Annotated in this window: 15 protein-coding genes; 7 read left to right on the plus strand and 8 right to left on the minus strand. The window is 34.6% G+C overall.

The window, feature by feature from the left end; all coding sequences use genetic code 11:
- Positions 1–239 precede the first annotated feature (239 nt).
- Genes C4S29_RS08945 through C4S29_RS08955 form a run of 3 tightly spaced genes read left to right on the plus strand, consistent with a single transcriptional unit; the run spans position 240 to position 2,840 of the window.
- Positions 240–1,631: an RtcB family protein gene (locus C4S29_RS08945; protein ID WP_103913811.1), complete on the plus strand. Its 1,392-nt coding sequence runs from the start codon at positions 240–242 to the stop codon at positions 1,629–1,631.
- Positions 1,632–1,642: 11 nt separating this feature from the next.
- Entirely contained in the window at positions 1,643–2,341 is a 699-nt protein-coding gene (gene prfH, locus C4S29_RS08950; RefSeq protein WP_103913812.1) for a peptide chain release factor H, read from the plus strand.
- Complete coding sequence (locus C4S29_RS08955; RefSeq protein WP_103913813.1) at positions 2,328–2,840, plus strand: tetratricopeptide repeat protein; 513 nt, start codon at positions 2,328–2,330, stop codon at positions 2,838–2,840. The genes prfH and C4S29_RS08955 overlap by 14 nt, the downstream gene beginning before the upstream one ends.
- 175 nt (positions 2,841–3,015) lie before the next feature.
- Here C4S29_RS08955 and C4S29_RS08960 read toward each other — a convergent pair whose 3' ends face one another.
- Entirely contained in the window at positions 3,016–3,264 is a 249-nt protein-coding gene (locus tag C4S29_RS08960) for a VF530 family protein (protein WP_103913814.1), read from the minus strand.
- A 100-nt stretch (positions 3,265–3,364) separates the two neighbouring features.
- On the opposite strand from C4S29_RS08960, the gene C4S29_RS08965 reads away from it, so the two are divergent.
- From C4S29_RS08965 to hemL, 3 genes are all read left to right on the plus strand, one after another.
- Entirely contained in the window at positions 3,365–4,270 is a 906-nt protein-coding gene (locus C4S29_RS08965) for a 1-aminocyclopropane-1-carboxylate deaminase/D-cysteine desulfhydrase (protein WP_103913815.1), read from the plus strand.
- 131 nt (positions 4,271–4,401) lie between these two features.
- Positions 4,402–5,451, plus strand: coding sequence for a glucosaminidase domain-containing protein (locus C4S29_RS08970; protein ID WP_103913940.1), 1,050 nt, complete (start codon positions 4,402–4,404; stop codon positions 5,449–5,451).
- Complete coding sequence (hemL, locus tag C4S29_RS08975; protein WP_103913816.1) at positions 5,451–6,737, plus strand: glutamate-1-semialdehyde 2,1-aminomutase; 1,287 nt, start codon at positions 5,451–5,453, stop codon at positions 6,735–6,737. Before C4S29_RS08970 ends, hemL begins: the two co-directional genes overlap by 1 nt.
- A gap of 189 nt (positions 6,738–6,926) precedes the next feature.
- Here the strand turns inward: hemL and C4S29_RS08980 are convergent, their stop codons facing one another.
- The 3 genes from C4S29_RS08980 to namA form a co-directional block, all read right to left on the minus strand.
- Complete coding sequence (locus C4S29_RS08980; RefSeq protein WP_233740526.1) at positions 6,927–7,094, minus strand: hypothetical protein; 168 nt, start codon at positions 7,092–7,094, stop codon at positions 6,927–6,929.
- 66 nt (positions 7,095–7,160) lie between these two features.
- On the minus strand, positions 7,161–7,328 hold the full coding sequence (locus C4S29_RS08985) for a hypothetical protein (protein WP_233740526.1): 168 nt from the start codon (positions 7,326–7,328) through the stop codon (positions 7,161–7,163).
- Between the two features lie 66 nt (positions 7,329–7,394).
- Positions 7,395–8,444: an NADPH dehydrogenase NamA gene (gene namA / locus C4S29_RS08990; protein WP_103913817.1), complete on the minus strand. Its 1,050-nt coding sequence runs from the start codon at positions 8,442–8,444 to the stop codon at positions 7,395–7,397.
- 101 nt (positions 8,445–8,545) lie between these two features.
- Here namA and cdd point away from each other — a divergent pair, with 101 nt between their 5' ends.
- Positions 8,546–9,025: a cytidine deaminase gene (gene cdd / locus C4S29_RS08995; RefSeq protein ID WP_103913818.1), complete on the plus strand. Its 480-nt coding sequence runs from the start codon at positions 8,546–8,548 to the stop codon at positions 9,023–9,025.
- A gap of 140 nt (positions 9,026–9,165) precedes the next feature.
- On the opposite strand, the gene C4S29_RS09000 is transcribed toward cdd, so the two are convergent.
- From C4S29_RS09000 to C4S29_RS09015, 4 genes are all read right to left on the minus strand, one after another.
- Positions 9,166–10,431, minus strand: a complete 1,266-nt coding sequence (locus tag C4S29_RS09000) for an alkaline phosphatase family protein (RefSeq protein ID WP_103913819.1) — start codon at positions 10,429–10,431, stop codon at positions 9,166–9,168.
- A gap of 148 nt (positions 10,432–10,579) precedes the next feature.
- Positions 10,580–12,745, minus strand: a complete 2,166-nt coding sequence (locus tag C4S29_RS09005) for a TonB-dependent receptor (RefSeq protein WP_103913820.1) — start codon at positions 12,743–12,745, stop codon at positions 10,580–10,582.
- 135 nt (positions 12,746–12,880) lie between these two features.
- Positions 12,881–13,414: a hypothetical protein gene (locus tag C4S29_RS09010; RefSeq protein ID WP_159969841.1), complete on the minus strand. Its 534-nt coding sequence runs from the start codon at positions 13,412–13,414 to the stop codon at positions 12,881–12,883.
- A 174-nt stretch (positions 13,415–13,588) separates the two neighbouring features.
- Complete coding sequence (locus C4S29_RS09015) at positions 13,589–17,287, minus strand: WD40/YVTN/BNR-like repeat-containing protein (RefSeq protein WP_103913822.1); 3,699 nt, start codon at positions 17,285–17,287, stop codon at positions 13,589–13,591.
- Positions 17,288–17,297 lie beyond the last annotated feature (10 nt).

Here is a 17,297-nt window from a genome sequence, read left to right on the forward strand (position 1 = left end):
TTCTCATAGAAAATTTTCTTAAATGATAAAACAAACCCGAAGTTGAAAAATTTCGGGTTTATTTTTTGTCAATATTTTTCAATTTAAAACTTCTCCGAAATTTTTGATGCCAATTTAACTGTTGATTATTTCAGCAGCATTATTCTTGCAAAAATGTGCTAATGTTTTGTGAAAATAACTATGGATTATCCATAAAAAACAGATTTCAAAAAGAAGTCTGATTATTAAAATTAAAAAAAATGGGAAATTTAAAATTAAAAGGGAAAGACATTTTAAAGTTGGGATATCCTAATAATAAAGTGGTTACAACAGCTTTGGAAGTGATGAAGAAAAACTTTCCGAACAAAAATATCAATTATGTAAAAAGTATTTTAAAAGACATTATTTTGCAACCAGAACACTATAAAAATCATTTGTCATTTGGGCAAATTGCTGAAGAATTATTATCATTAAGCAAAGTAGAAAAAAGAGAAATACAATCTCAAAGAGCGCCCTATAAAATTTTTGGAGAAAATATTGCGAACGAAGCAATTAACCAATTATACACCGCTTTAAAATTACCAATTTCTGCGAAAGGAGCTTTAATGCCCGATGCACATTATGGTTACGGCTTACCAATTGGCGGAGTTTTGGCAACAAAAAACGCAGTAATTCCTTTTGGAGTTGGGATGGATATTGGCTGTAGAATGTGTTTAAGCATTTTAGACACACCAGTAACTTATCTAGATGGTGCAAGAGATAAATATGAAAAAGCACTTAACGACAACACGAAATTTGGAATGAATGAAGTGCACAAATCACAATTTGAAAATGAAATTTTTGATCGTGATACTTTTGATTTGCTACCAATTTTGAAAAGATTAAAAGGAAAAGCAATCAAACAATTGGGAAGTTCAGGAGGTGGAAATCATTTTGTAGAATTCGGCGAAGTAGAAATTTTAGAGGAAAATAATGATTTTGCTTTGCCAAAAGGCAAATATTTAGGCATTCTTTCTCACAGTGGTTCACGCGGTTTGGGAGCAGAAATTGCACAATACTATTCAAGAGTTGCAGTAGAACAATGTCCGCTACCAAAGGAAGCACAGCATTTCGCTTGGTTAGATTTAGACACGCATCTGGGTTTAGAATATTGGGTTGCAATGAATTTAGCGGGAGATTACGCTTCAGCCTGTCATCACGATATCCACAGAAGATTAATAAAATCTGTGGGCGGAAGATTAAAGGCGCGAATAGAAAATCATCACAATTTTGCTTGGAAAGAATTGCACAATGGCGAAGAATTAATAGTCCACAGAAAAGGTGCAACACCCGCATCTGATGCCGAAATTGGTTTTATTCCAGGTTCTATGACGGCAAAAGGTTTTATTGTTCGTGGGAAAGGAAATCCAGATTCTATAAATTCTGCTTCTCATGGGGCAGGAAGAGCGCATTCTAGATCTTCAGCAAGAAATTTATTTACAAAAAATGATATTAAAACCGAATTGAAAAAACATAAAGTTAGCCTCATTGGAGGTTCTGTGGAAGAAGCGCCAATGGCGTATAAAAATATCAATGAAGTGATGAATTCTCAAAAAGATTTAGTAGATATTTTAGGAACATTTCAACCGAGAATTGTTAGAATGGACAAATAAAAATAGAAAAAATGGAAAAAATAATACAAATTTCTTCTGGAAAAGGGCCTTTGGAATGCCAATATGTGGTAGCAAAAGTTCTGAAGGTTTTCTTAGAAGAAACTAAGCAAGAAAATTTAGAATATGAAATCTTACACAGGGTTTGTGGCGATGAAAATCTAAGTTTAAAATCTGTAACTATAAGATTAACAGGCAAAAATACCAGTATTTTTCTGAAAAATTGGTTGGGAAGTATTTGTTGGATTGGCAAAAGTACTTTCAGAAAACTTCACAAAAGAAGCAATTGGTTTATTGGGATTTTTGAAATTAAAACCTTAGAAAAAATAGAATTTAATGAGAAAGACATCCAATTTCAAACTACAAGAAGCCAAGGAAGTGGCGGCCAAAATGTAAACAAAGTAAATACCGCAGTTCGCGCCACACATTTGCCAACAAAAATTTCAGTTTTTGCACAAGATACAAGGTCGCAACTAGAAAATAAAAAACTAGCAACAGCCAGATTGAAAGAAAAATACAAAAATTTTGAATTGCAACAACTAGAACAACAGTTGCAAGAAACTTGGTTTTCACAATCTCAATTAGAAAGAGGAAACCCAGTGAAAACCTTTACAGGAAAAGATTTCAAGAAAAATGAAACAAACCCATCTTTCAAAAAGAAAAGAATTGTTTTGAAAAATGAACTAAAAAATTACCGAAATGAACTTAACTAAAAACAAATATTATTTCGAAGCATTAGATTTTTATCCCTACAATTTACCCGATTGTTTAGAGGCTTTAAATTACGCTTTGTCCTATGATCCCGAAGATTCAGACGCGCTTTGTTTAATGGGCAGAATCTATTCTGAAGTGCTAAAAGATTACGAAAAAGCCAAAGACTATTTCGAAGAAGCAATGCTTCACAATGTTTCAAATATCAATACGCCACAATATTATATCGCCTGTTTACTCAATAACGAAGATTATTATGAAGCAGAAAAATTAATCAATTATGCACTAAAAATAAAAGGAATTGATAGATATAACCTACTGTATTACAGATCTATACTCTCTGAAAAAAGAGGAAGTTTGCGCAACGCTTTGCAATTTTTAAAAGATGCAGAACAACTCTGTTTCTGCGCTTCAAGTTTAGAAATAGTGAAAGAACGAAAGAAATTCATAAAATCTAAAATTGCGAAGAAAAAATCTAAACAAAAGAAGGAAACCAATTAAGGTTTCTTTTTTTTGGGCGCCTTTTTCCGTCCTCCACTCCCGCTTCCGCCGAGGCGGAGAGCTCCGTTCAGGCCGGGGCGCAGATTTTAGCGATTTTCAAAATGATCCATCAGTAAGAAATTATTTTTGATAAAGCACTTCGACAGGTTCAGTGTGACAGTGATTTTTATCAAAGTTAGTCTGAATCTCTCGCCGACTTCTTTTTCTGGCGTAAAACGTAGAGATAAAGGCTTTCCACTTTTGCTCTTGCCCAATCTGTCTTTCGCAAAAACTTTAAAGAAGAATTGATGCTTGGGTTATCCGTAAAACATTTAATATTAATTTGCTTTCCCAATTCCTCAAAACCGTTGTAATAATCTACTAATTCTTCAAGAATAGCATCCAAGCGTTTCCCGTGCAAAGGATCTTTTGATTTTTGTTCCATAATTAGATGTAAAATTACTCAAAAAATTTATTTATATCTTAAACCAAAAGATTGCTCCCTTCCTCGCAATGACGCAAAAAAAGTTTACTAATTTTGCCGAATGCAACTTCCAATAATTAAAATTCCAATCACCGAGATTTTATTAGGTAAAAACGTTCGTTTATTTCTAAAACGTGAAGACTTAATTCACACAGAAATTTCAGGAAATAAATTTTGGAAATTATTTTACAATATTAATCTTTATTTAGACCAAGCGATTAAAGAAAAAAAAATAATCACTTTCGGTGGCGCTTTTTCCAATCATATTTTCACAGTTTCGGCGGTTGGTAAAATATATAAAATACCAACTTTAGGATTGATTCGTGGTGAAGAACTAGCAGGAAAATGGCAAGAAAACCCAACTTTGAGAAAAGCAAAAGAAAATGGAATGGAATTCCGCTTTATTTCTAGAGAAAAATATCGGGAAAAAGAAATTTTAACCAAAAATTTAAAGAAAGAATTTCCCGATGCTTTAATTATTCCTGAAGGCGGTTCAAATACACTCGCTATAAAAGGAATACAACATATGCTCACAGATGAAACCAAAGAATTTGATTATCTTTGCAGCGCAGTTGGGACGGGCGGAACTTTAGCAGGAATTTCTCATTATGCAGCAGAAAATCAGAAAGTTTTAGGGTTTAATGTGGTGGAAGATTCTTCTTTAGAAGAAAAGATTTTTAATTGGTCTGGAAAGAAAAATTTTGAATTAATTTCCGCGAGTTTTGGTGGATATGGAAAAATATCTGCGGAAAATGTTCGTTTTATAAATGGTTTTAAAGAAAAATACAGCATTCAATTAGACCCAATTTACACCGGAAAAATGATGCAGAAATTATTTGAAATGATTGAGAATAATTATTTTGAAGATGGAACTAAAATTTTAGCATTTCATACTGGTGGTTTGCAAGGCATTGAAGGTGCGAATTTATTATTGCGCAAAAAATTTGAAAATTTGAAAGTTCAATAGTTTGAAAATGGGCTAATTAGAACATAATTTTATTTTTGCGAAAAACCGCAGCCCGACTTGAACGGAGCTCTCCGCCGCGGCGGAAGCGGGAGTGGAAGGCGGAACAAGCTGCCCAAATAAAAAAGAAAAATATGAAAAGATTATTCCAATTAATTGGTTTTTTAATATTAGCAAAATTGGGCGCTCAAACCTGGGCAACTGAAGACCAATACATCCAAAGATTCGCTCCTTATGCGGTGGAAGAAATGGAAAAATATAAGATTCCTGCAAGTATTACTCTCGCGCAAGGACTTTTAGAAACAGCAGGCGGACAAAGTATTTTGGCGCAACAAGGCAATAACCATTTTGGTATAAAATGCAAAGATGACTGGACGGGAAAAACAATGAAACACACCGATGATGCACCAAATGAATGTTTCCGCGTATATGACGACCCAAAACAATCGTATGAAGACCATTCAAAATTCTTGGCCTACAGAAAATATTACGTGAATCTTTTTAAACTAGACCCGAAAGATTACAAAGCCTGGGCTTATGGATTGAAAAAAGCAGGCTATGCTACAAACCCACGCTACGCCAATATTTTAATTGATAAAATTGAAAAATACCATTTGTATGATTTCGATAATACTAATTCTAAAACGGTTTTGTACGCGATTCTTAAAATGTATCCAGACCTAAACAACGACAAAGTTTTTATGGCAAAATTGGGGCAAAATGCAGTAATTACAAAACCGAAAACTGTTATCGTTCCGTATAAACAAGAAACTTATGCCAACCAACAAGTACGCGTTGAAAAAATAAAAACCAAAAGCGAAATTTTAAATTCTATTTTAGTTAAAAACCATCCAAATGGCGGTTTAAAATTCATCATTGTTCCGGAAGATTTACCTTTAAAATCAATTGCTGAAAAATTCGACATTAGTGAAAAACGACTCGAAAAATGGAATGAGCTGACTTCGACAAACCTCAAGAAAAACGATATTCTCTTTTTAGAATCCAAGAAATCTAGTGGAAACGTAGATACTTATAAAACCGTTTTAGGCGACACAATGCACAGTATTGCACAAAAATTCGGCATAAAAGAAAGAAAATTATATTCTAAAAATAGAATGAACGACGGACAACAACCACGCGTTGGACAATTAATTTATTTAAATCATAAAAAACCAAGAAATTAATGTTATACGAAAGAAGCAGTAAACTTTTTGAAGAAGCTTATAAATATATTCCTGGCGGTGTAAATTCACCAGTTCGGGCCTTTAAATCCGTCGGTGGAACGCCACTTTTTATGAAAAACGCACAGGGCGCTTATTTAACAGACGAAGACGACCGACAATATATCGATTATATCAATTCTTGGGGACCAGCAATTTTGGGACACACGCATCCCGAAGTTTTAGAAGCCATTAAAAAACAGGCAGAAAAAGGTTTTTCTTACGGAACACCAACAGAACTGGAAACGGAAATTGCAAAATTTATCGTGGAAAATGTGCCTAATATCGACCAAATCAGAATGGTTTCTTCTGGCACAGAAGCCTGTATGAGCGCAATTAGATTGGCGCGTGGTTTTACGGGACGAGAAAAATTCATCAAATTTGAAGGCTGTTACCACGGGCATTCCGATTCTTTTTTAATAAAAGCCGGAAGTGGTTTGGCAACGTTCGGAAATCCAAGTTCACCAGGTGTGACGAAAGGAACGGCAAAAGATACTTTGACGGCGGAATACAATAATATTGAGCAGGTTGAAGATTTATTTAAACATAATTCTGGTGAAATTGCAGCAGTGATTATAGAACCAGTTGGTGGAAATATGGGTTGTGTTTTACCAGAAAATAATTTTCTTCAAAAACTTCGCACTTTGTGTGATGAAAATGGTGCTCTACTGATTTTTGACGAAGTGATGACTGGTTTTAGATTGGCTTTTGGCGGCGCACAAGAACTTTACAACGTGAATGCCGATATTGTTACTTATGGAAAAATAATTGGCGGTGGACTTCCTGTCGGTGCTTTTGCGGCAAGAAATGAAATTATGGATTATCTGGCGCCAAAAGGTGCGGTTTACCAAGCCGGAACTTTAAGTGGAAATCCTTTGGCGATGCGCGCTGGTTTTGAAACTTTAAAATTGATTAAAAAAGACGAAAATTTCTATAAAAATTTAGCCAAAACCACGGAAACTTTAGATTTTGAAATCGGAAAGATTTTGAATGAAAAAGGAATTCAGCACAAAATTAACCGAAAAGGTTCGATGATGTCTATATTTTTTCATATTTCTTCGGTTTCTAATTTTGCAGAAGCCGGAAATGCGAATCATGCTTTGTTTAATAATTTTTTCCATCAATTGTTAGCAAATGGTATTTATTTGCCGCCAAGTGGCTATGAAAGTTGGTTTATCTCTGACGCAATTAAAGAAACAGAAATTGATAAAACTTTGGAAGCGGTAAGAAAGTTTGAGTATTTTAATTAAAAGTAGATTTTATTTTAAACGCGAAGACGCAAAATTATTTTCTAAACTTTGATAAGGCGCAGGTCGGCTTCGCCGATGGGAAAAATTTAAAATTTTAAAAAAATAGGTGTTAATCAGCTATTATAAAAAATACAAAGGCACAAAGATTTTAAAAAACTTTGTGCCTTCGTGTTTAAAAAATTTTTAAAATCACGGTTTTGCCCGCAAATATTGATGCGGAAAAAAGCAATCTCGCTCTGCTTTAAATGAACTTTCTACCGCAAGATATGGATTTCTCAAAATCTCACGTGCTACGAAAATTAAATCTGCTTTTAGATGTTTCAAAAAACCGCTTTTACTGCCGTTTAATATTTTCACCTATTTTTAAAACGCATTATTAACCATTGCGCTCATTGCGAAATTCATAGCGTCATTGCGTGAAAATCACGGTTTTGCCCGCAAATATTGATGCGGAAAAAAGCAATCTCGCTCTGCTTTAAAAGAACTTTCTACCGCAAGATATGGATTTCTCAAAATCTCACGCGCTACGAAAATTAAATCTGCTTTTAGATGTTTCAAAAAACCGCTTTTACTGCCGTTTAATATTTTCACCTATTTTTAAAACGCATTATTAACCATTGCGCTCATTGCGAAATTCATAGCGTCATTGCGTGAAAATCACGGTTTTGCCCGCAAATATTGATGCGGAAAAAAGCAATCTCGCTCTGCTTTAAAAGAACTTTCTACCGCAAGATATGGATTTCTCAAAATCTCACGCGCTACGAAAATTAAATCTGCTTTGCTTTGCATAAGAATTCCTTCCGCCTGTTCCGCTGAAGTGATTAAGCCGACCGCGCCGGTTTTAATTTCGGCACCTTTTTTCACCGCTTCAGCCATCGGAACTTGATAAGAAGGAAAAACCGGAATTTTTGCACCATGAATATTTCCACCACTGGAAACATCGATTAAATCTACATTTCTCTCTTTTAAAATTTTAGAAAGTTCTACACTTTCCTCTAAATCCCAACCATTTTCAGCATATTCTGTGGCAGAAATTCTTACAAAAAGTGGGTGATTTTCATCTAAAACTTCATTTACAGCATCAACAATTTCGATTAAAATTCGGCTTCTGTTTTCTAAACTTCCACCATATTCATCCGTTCTGGTGTTTGATAAAGGCGACAAAAACTGATGCACTAAATAACCGTGCGCCGCGTGAATTTCAATAATATCAAAACCCACATCTATAGCACGTTGCGCTGCTATTTTAAATAAATTTACCGTTTCTTTTATTTCTTCTTTGCTAAGAGAATGCGGTTTTCTTTCAGCTTCTTCGTAAGGAATATCGCTTGCAGAAACCGTTTCCCAGCCTCCATTTTCCAAAGTTAGTTGCTTATTTTCCCACGTGGATGCTTTTCTACCAGCGTGCGCCAATTGAATTGCTATTTTACTTTCAGAATTGTTTTTAGTAAACTTTACGATTTCACCTAATTTTGCAGCCTGCTCATCATTCCAAATTCCCATGCATTTTGGCGTAATTCTCCCCTCTGGTGTTACAGCAGTTGCTTCCACCATAATTAATCCGGTTCCACCTTGCGCACGACTTCCATAATGCACGAAATGAAAATCGTTGGCCAAACCATTTTCGGATGAGTACATGCACATTGGCGACATTACCCAACGATTGGGAAGTTCTAAATTTCTAAATTTTATTGAAGAATATAACATACTATTTTTATTTATTGCACAGCAAAAATACGATTAGCAGAAAGAATAGCTTAAGTAAAATTGATAAAAAAAATCTATCTTTACATCCCTTAATTTAACTAATGCAAAAAGAAATTAATATCCATTTTGAAGCGATTGAAAATTATCAAGCATTAAATGATGTTGAAAAAAAGTTATTTGATGCAGCGATGAACATAAGAAAAACAGCGTATGCGCCATATTCCGAATTTTTAGTCGGCTGTGCAATTTTACTGGAAAATGGTGAAATCTACACCGGAACAAACCAAGAAAACGCCGCTTATCCTTCAGGTTTGTGCGCAGAAAGAACCACAATTTTTTGGACTGCATCTAATTTTCCAGATGTGAAAATTAAAAAACTTTTCGTGATTGGCGCGCCAAGAGACGCAACTTCTTCTACGCCAATTCCGCCGTGCGGCGCTTGCCGACAAAGTATTTTGGAATATGAAGCCAAGCAAAAAGATTTAATTGAAATTTATTTTGCTTCTTTGGATGGCGAAATTTTTAAAACAAAATCTATACGGGATTTACTGCCGTTTTCTTTTGATGCTTCGTTTTTGTAGAATTTTTAAAATAAGTTTTTAACCACAAAAGGCACAAAAGTATAATGCTTTAAAAGATTATATTACTACGTTTTAAAGTTTGAAAAAGGCTAAACTACATGTTTTTTTCAATAATTTCAAACAACTTGAAATAATAAAATTTACTTTAAAATCCGATCTAAAACCTGAATTTTCCCGTCAATCGGTTCGGTGATTTTTAAGCCTAAAATTTTTGCGATTAAGGGATAAACATTCACGTTTGAGAATTTATTAATTTCTAAATGTTCTTTAAAAGCGGGACCGAAAGCGTAGAAAGTCGCACGCATTTCAGGTGTTGTTTTTGGGTCGTAACCATGTTTTCCTATTGAAGTTTTTTTGCCTTTTTCAAGAAAAATATTTGGTGCTTTTGGAACTAAAAGAATTTGACCAATTCTGTTATAGCGATCGTCTTTTTCACTGAAATGTAATCTTTTGGGAAATCTTTTATCTAAAAATACTTTGTAATCCTTGGTTTCATTTTTTTTCAATTCGTGGTAAACGCTTTTTACTTCTGCGGGATTTTTCACCACGACGCGCAATAAAGTTTGAGAATTGAAATAATCGAATCTTTTTTTATCTAACAGCATTTCAGGAATTGCGATTGGTTCTTGTTTATTCACTTTTATCATGCCGTGATCTGAAAGGAAAATGATATTGACATTTTTTAAGCCCAAATCTTTTACTTTTTGCACCAAACTTCCGACTGCCGCATCAATTAAATGAACCGATGCTTCTGTTTCCGGCGAATCTGGACCAAACTTATGACCTTCGTGATCGACTTCCGGGAAATATAAGGTGATGAAATGTGGTCTTTTATCCATCGGTAATTTTAACCAACTTACTACTTTTTCGACTTTATCTTCAGGTGAAAATTTTTCGTGATAATTGTAATAATAACTTGGTCTTTTTCCGCCTGCATCACTTTCTGAACCCACCCAAAACATTGATGCAGAAAGCATTCCTTGTTTTTCTGCTAAAGACCAAAGTGGTTCGCCGCCATACCAACTTCCGTCTCGAACGCGGTCTTTATTATTCATGGCATAAAAATCTTTACGTTTATAATCATAAAAAAAATTATCCACCAAACCGTGGTGAGACGGATATAAACCTGTGATTATTGAGTAATGATTTGGAAAAGTAATGCTCGGAAAACTCGGCATCATGGCTTGTGCCGCAACACCATTTTCTGAGAGTTTTAATAAATTTTTTGCATTGTATTTTTTAGCATAATCGTATCTGAAACCATCTGCAGAAATTAAAATGACATAAGGTTTGGTTTCTGAAAGTTTTGAGTTTTCTCTTTGTGGAATGACGATTTGCGCCGTATCTGATTGTGAAAAGAAGAAATTGAAACTTAAAATTAAAAGGAAAAATAAGTGCTTTTTCATGGTTTAATATTTAAGGGCAAAAGTAGATAATTTGTGCGTGAAGTTGAGTTAAATAAATATTAATTTCATGATAAATTCTGCTCTTTTTATTTAAAAAAAACCGCCTTAAAAAATTAATTTTAAGACGGTTTAAACAGTTGCAATTTATTTAAAAATGATATTTTAAATTGAGTCCGCCAAAGAAATACGCTTTGTTTGGACCAGGATTAAGGTCGGTTTGTTGATTTCCAAATTGTGAACCTTTATCGCTGTCATTAATATTAGAACCTAAAAACAAGAAGGTATAATTTATTTGACTTGTAAGATTATTTCCTGCGATGTATAAATCGGTATCAAATTTACCAAAACGCATTTTGTAACCCAATTTTGCATTGTATTGCGTGAAACCTTTTACGAGTCTTTCATTTGCAAAATCTGCATAAACATCGCCTAAATAAGTGAAAGTATTATTTAGATAAAGTCCAACATTAGTATCTAAATCTAAACCAATTGCAAGTTTATTACGCGGAACTCCCACAACAGTTTTGTGGTCATAATTACCCGGTACAGTAACACCTCTTCCAACAATTGTTTTAAAATTAGTGTATTTAAAATCATAGTAAGACCAGTTTACGAAAGGGCGAACTGTTTTTAGAAAACTATTATTTTTGCTATAAACATAACCCAAACTTAGTTCTAAACCTTGGTTTCTTTGGTCGCCGGTGTTCGCAGTGTAAGTGTAAATATCTCCTGTAGAAGTAGATGTTGGAATGGTCGTTAATTTATCTTTTACATTTATTCTAAAAACGGAAACTTGATAATCAAATCTTGTTTTACTTAAAAGACCTTGCACACTAAAATCCCACATTTTTGCACGTTCTGGTTGCAAATTTTCATTGGTAGAATTAATTGGTGCCCCAATAAAAGTAGCAGAAGAAGTTGGCGCATTATAACCTTCGCTGTAGCTCAAATTAAAAATCTGCTCCTTATACACTTTTTGCAAAGCGATATGCGGCGTGAAAACAGTATTGTATGTTTTGCTGAAAGAATTATCTGTATGACCAGGAATTAAATTTGGAATGGCAAGTAGATCTTCACGGTTATATTTGGTATTGTTGCCGCTTAAACCTGCGATTAAAGTTAAATCCCACGGTTTGTAAGTCACTTTATCTATGGCAAAAAATGAAAGGGCTTGGTTGTAAGTTTTTCCATAAGACGAGCCTGCGATTCCTGTGGTTTCCAAAGGAACTGTTATGCTTCCGGTAAATCTATAACTGGTTCCTAAAGACCGCGAAATTTGATATTCTGTCCCAAATTCAACATCGTTTTTGAAGTTTTCATCAATATTATTTTTTAGATGAAACACAGATCTAAAACCGTAACTAGGATTTGAAGAATTACCTAAAGCACCTGCAGAAACGCTATTTGCATCTAAATTTGAATAAAAAATGGATGTTTGATTGCTTAAATTTGGTAGCATTTGCCAATTGTGCGTTACTGATGCTCTAGTTGTAATAAATTTATTACCAGAATTTTTTCTAGTGTACGCATCGTTTCCTTCTACACTTCCAGCGTAGTAACTGTCATAAGGAATTTGTCCTGGCGTACCTTCATGCGAGTAATTTTGGCTGGCATAAACCGTCAAACTTTGCTTTGGATTTAATTTAAAATTACTTAAAAAAGCATAATCATTACGTAAACTTGAGCCGTTTGGTCTGTAACCGTCGCTTTGGATATGGCTATAATTAAACATCACAGAATAATCATCACCAACTGCATCTACTCTAGTGGCAGATTGCAACAATCCGAATGAACCGCCCGCGGTTTTTTGTGATAGAGTAACGCCTTTTTGAGTTTCTGGGCGCATATAAAAACGTGCAACGCCGCCTACTCCGCTGCCGTACATTGTTCCGGCTGGTCCTTTGATGACTTCTACACTGTTTATTAAAGAAAAATCGATTCCTTCTAGAATAGTTGTATTATCTGCATTTGTAATTGGAACAGAATTTAGGTAAAATTTCACACCCCAATTGTTGAATTTTTGATCGTTTCCGTAACCACGGATTACAAATCTTTGTCCACCAAGATTAGTGCGTTTATCTACTTGTACGCCTGCCATGGTATTCATACTTTGTTCTATAAATGCAGAATTATTTCTGTTCAATTCATAGACGCCCAAAGTTTCGGTGCTTTGCGCATGTCTAGAAAATTCGGCGCGTTCGTGTTTAATTTTATTTCTACCTAATATTTGGACAGAATCTATGGTTTGCTCTCGGTTTTGTGCCAACGCAAATGGAGATGCTAAAATAGCACCTAATAATAGTTGTATTTTCATTTTTGAAAAGTTGTTGAGTTGTATAATTGCGAAGTCGTGAAGTTGTAAAACAGCATAGTTATGCATTTGCAAAGTTTTTACAAATACTTCAACAATTAATATTTTAAATTAATTAAAAAAAGGGTTTTAAAAAATTTAAACTTCTGGCGGAATACTAGGTTTTTCAATAAAATCTGAAAATTTAATTGAAAATTGATAGAAATGAACATTTGTCTTCAAAAAAGATTGACCCTCGATTTTCACAAAAAAATCTGAATTATTCTTAAAAACTGGGTTTAATTTAAAAATTTTTACAAAATATGGTTTAATTTCAGGTTTGCTGAATTTAACAGAGAAAATATCTCTTATTTTGGATTCTATATTTGCTATTTTAGTTTCTTTTTTATCTTTAAAGCAGTAGTGAATTTTTTCTCCGTTTATGATTTTGATGGAGACTAAATCATAATAATAACCCTCAAAAATAAATTCTTTATCCTCAATCCATGTAGCTTGTTTTAGATCTTTGGCATTAAATTTTACAATTTCTTTAGAATCTAAATTTTGGAGAAAAATCTGAGTTCTCACTTCTTTTTTCACTTCATTTTTTAGATGGCGCAAAAAAGGAAGAGTCATAAACGAAAGGCTTATGATGACTGGAATAAGAAGAAAATAGTAAAATTTTAATTTCAAATGGATGATTATTTTAGAAATTAATTTTTGGCTCTAAACAAATTAATCTTCGGCTAATTTAACAAATTTTAACAAAACAGAAGGTTTTACAGACTATTTATTTTATTTAAAATTAAAAATAAAAAAAAGAAGCAGAAAAAATCTGCTTCTTTAGGTTCATATTAAATTAGAATTTTATTTCTTCATTAATTTTAATGCTTTGTTTCCTGATTCGGTTTTTACTAGAACTAAGTAAACTCCTTTTTGGAAATTATTTACATTAATATTGATTTTAGAAGTTGCTGTTTCGGAAATTGATTTCACTAATTTGCCTGATGCATCATAAATACCAACCTGTATTTTTCCTTTTAAAACTGAAGGTAGATAAAGAGTTGTACTTTCGCCCGCAGGGTTCGGCGCAATTATGATACTATTTCCTTTTGCTATATCAGAAGTGCCTAAGGTAGTTGAAGGAATGATGGATTTTATCAACCAACCATATCTATTTTCTAAAGGGTCTGTAGTTAAACGCAGACGAACTGCAACTTCATCGCCTGCTGTAAACTTCGAAGGGAAATCTAAAACACTAGTTTTGAATTGCGATCCTGATGCTAAAACTTGACTTGAAGTATTGATATTGGTCCAATCTGAATAAGATTTTTCATCATAAGACCCTACAGGAACCCAATTAACTAAATCTTTTGAGGCTTCTACAACTGCAAAATCATAATCACCTTCCGTAAATGCTGCATGAGTAAGAGTTTCCGAAGAATTAGCACCTACAACAATTGGAGTTCTAAGATAAGTTTGATAAGTTGTATTAGCTAAATAAGGATGATCAGAATTATTTAAAACATTATAAGTAAATTTACCACCTACTTTATCTACTACAAATTTACCTCCACCAACGTACACATCAGAAGCTGTAAAAGTCGGCAAATTAATATTTGCTGCACCAGCATTGAAACTAATAATTTCGACAGACTTCGTTTCTTTTAGACTTTCGTTTGGACCGTAAACACCAACTACAGAAATAGTATGTGTTCCTTCTGAAAGTGCATTCGTACTTGTGAAAGTGTAATCTGTATTTGCAACAGTGCCTGAAATTGTAGAATCGTAAACATTGTCTACATAAACTTTTAATGCTGTAACAGAAGTACTTGTATAGTTAAAAACCGCTTTTCCATGCATATCATGAATACCCGCTTGGCTAGTGCTTTTAATATTTGGTGGTCCCACAAAATCTGGTAACACATAAGTCGAAAGTTCTGGGATAGTGGCCGTCCAAACGCCTCTACCGTGAGTAGCAAGAACTACTTGATCATCCACTATTTTCATTCCCCAAACTGATACTGGTGGAAGGCCTGTAATTAAATACCAAGAGGCACCACCATCTGTAGTTTCAAAAACACCTACATCTGTACCTGCCCATAAGACATTAGTATCAAAAGGCATTTCTAGTAAACTGTGTACTGGCACATCTGGAAAACCAGTATTAGTAGAAGTTGAAAAACCTGTAATGTCTGTCCAAGTTGCACCATAATCGCTTGTTTTCGCAATCTTTGCCATTCCCGCTACACTGAATAAAACATAAGCTTGAGCAGCGTTCACACTTGACGCAGAAAGGCCAGATATATAATAAGCACCATTTATTGGAAGCCCACCAGTTGTTTTTGCAAAAGTGGCTCCATTATCTTTAGAAACGTTGATTTTGTAAGAACTCGTTGGTGAATTTGAAGCAACAGCTCCTGCCCAAACAACATTAGGATTTGCAACAGAAACTTTTACAGTTGCTGGCGATTGTGATGCATAAGTCCAATTGCCGTTGTCTGTAGTATTAAATGCAGTAACCGACCAACTAGCACCAAAATCTGGACTTCTCCATACCCCAGTGGAAGATACTGTAAATACTACATCTGGATTATTATTGGCATTTGCTAATTTAGAGTAAAAAGGAGATTTTGCTGAACCTTGGTCTGCATTGGAGGCATTAATATAAGTTGTATTTTGGACACCAGTAACAGATCTCGCAAAATTATTATACTGTGAGCCGTAAATTAATTTGTTTGTGTCTTTGTAATTCCAAAGCACTTCGAAACCATCACCGCCTAACATAGGAAGATAACTTGAAGTTGCAGAAGATGGTGCAGTTATAGTTGCATTACAGCCATTATCTTGCGCACCAGCAATATAAGCATCTACGCCTTTCTTTTTATCAGCACCGTAAAATTGCGTGGCATTTAATCCAACTGCTTTTGCTTTGAAATCACCTTCTGTTTCACCCGGATTTGTTTTATAGTCTGTGTACCAAACGCCGCCATCATTATTTAATAATAATCTAAATTGGCTTGCATTATTCGGATTCACTTGGCAAACCAAGCCATGTTGATCTGGATGCACATAAGTATTTAAGGTACCTGCTGTGTAACCACTTGCAAGACTTTTCACAGTATAAGTATTAGCAGTTGCATTTACAGTAATTTTCGCAAGATAAACGCCACCTACATAAGCAACATTCACATTTGTTGGGTGCGCTGTGATGACATTATCATACCATCCTTGGCTACTTAAAACCGCGCTACTGTCACCGGAAGCGTAGGCAAGTGCAGTCCAAGTTGTACCTGCGTTCTTACTATAATACATACCTGTTAAGTTTCCAGTATTCAGTTGAGTACTTAAGTATATTCTATTATTATCTGCTGGTGAAACTGCAATTTCGATTCTATTAACGCTTGTTGGGGCTGAAAATGCTGTAGTCCAAGTTGCACCACCATCAGTAGATTTTATAACACCTACAGAATTTACACCACCATATATTGCACTAAAATCTGCATTCGATTTTAAATCTTGAACATTACCCGCACTACTGGTTTTTGCCCAAGTTGTTCCACCATTTGTACTGCGATAAACACCTGAAGATGTGCCAACTAAAACTTTATTTGCATCAGCAGGATCTACTAAAACTCTCCCTACACTACCGAAAGCAGAAGTATTTGAAAGATAAGACCAAGTAGCGCCACCATCAGTTGATTTCACAAGGCCTGAACCTGTAATATTATCTAAGTTTCCAAAAGGCTCTCCAGTTCCCGCATATACTATATTAGCATTTGCAGGAGAAATTGCAATAGTTGATGTTGCTAAATTTGGAACCGCATAATCAGTGGTATTTGCCCAACTTGTACCCGCATCGTTAGTAATCCACACACCACCGCCTGCAGTTCCATCATACCATTTGTCTGGATTTGTTGGTGAAACCACAATTGCTCTACCTCTTCCTGGTACATTATTTGGCCCTCTTTCCGTCCAAGTTACGTTGGCTAACGAATAACTGTTCGGTTTTCCTGTCTTGTAATTTGCCGCTTTTGCTTTTGCTAAAAACGGACTTTGAAGTGCTTTTTCATACGCAGTTTCCAAAAATCCATTTTTGTAAAGCATTTTATTTGTACCTAAAGGCATTGTAATATTTCGGCGATATTCTGCCATTTCCTCAATACCTGTTTTTGCATTTGGTGATCTACCTTTGAGTTTTTTATCTATTGCATCTTTATAGATATTTTCGCCCGGTTTAGAAAGGCTCATTAAGAGTTCTTTTCTAACTTCCGCTTGGCTTCCATTTTCATCCAAATTACGGAACACATCATCAAAATCTGACTTTTCATTTTTGGTGGAAGCGAATTTCTTGTCATGTTGCGCTAGACCTTCTGTTTCCTCTTCTTCTGCTTCAGACATGGCCGGCGTAATAGCTTGTCCATTACCAATCAATACTTTTCCTTGCTCAGAAGGACTTTGATGAGGGATATTTTTGGAGTATGAATTATTAAAATGCTGGCAAGCACTTAATAAAGACAAGGAACTCGCAATTATTAATCCTCGGATTAAATAGTTGTTTTTCATAATTAATAAA

The organism is Halpernia humi (genome assembly GCF_900108025.1).
GTDB lineage: Bacteria > Bacteroidota > Bacteroidia > Flavobacteriales > Weeksellaceae > Halpernia > Halpernia humi.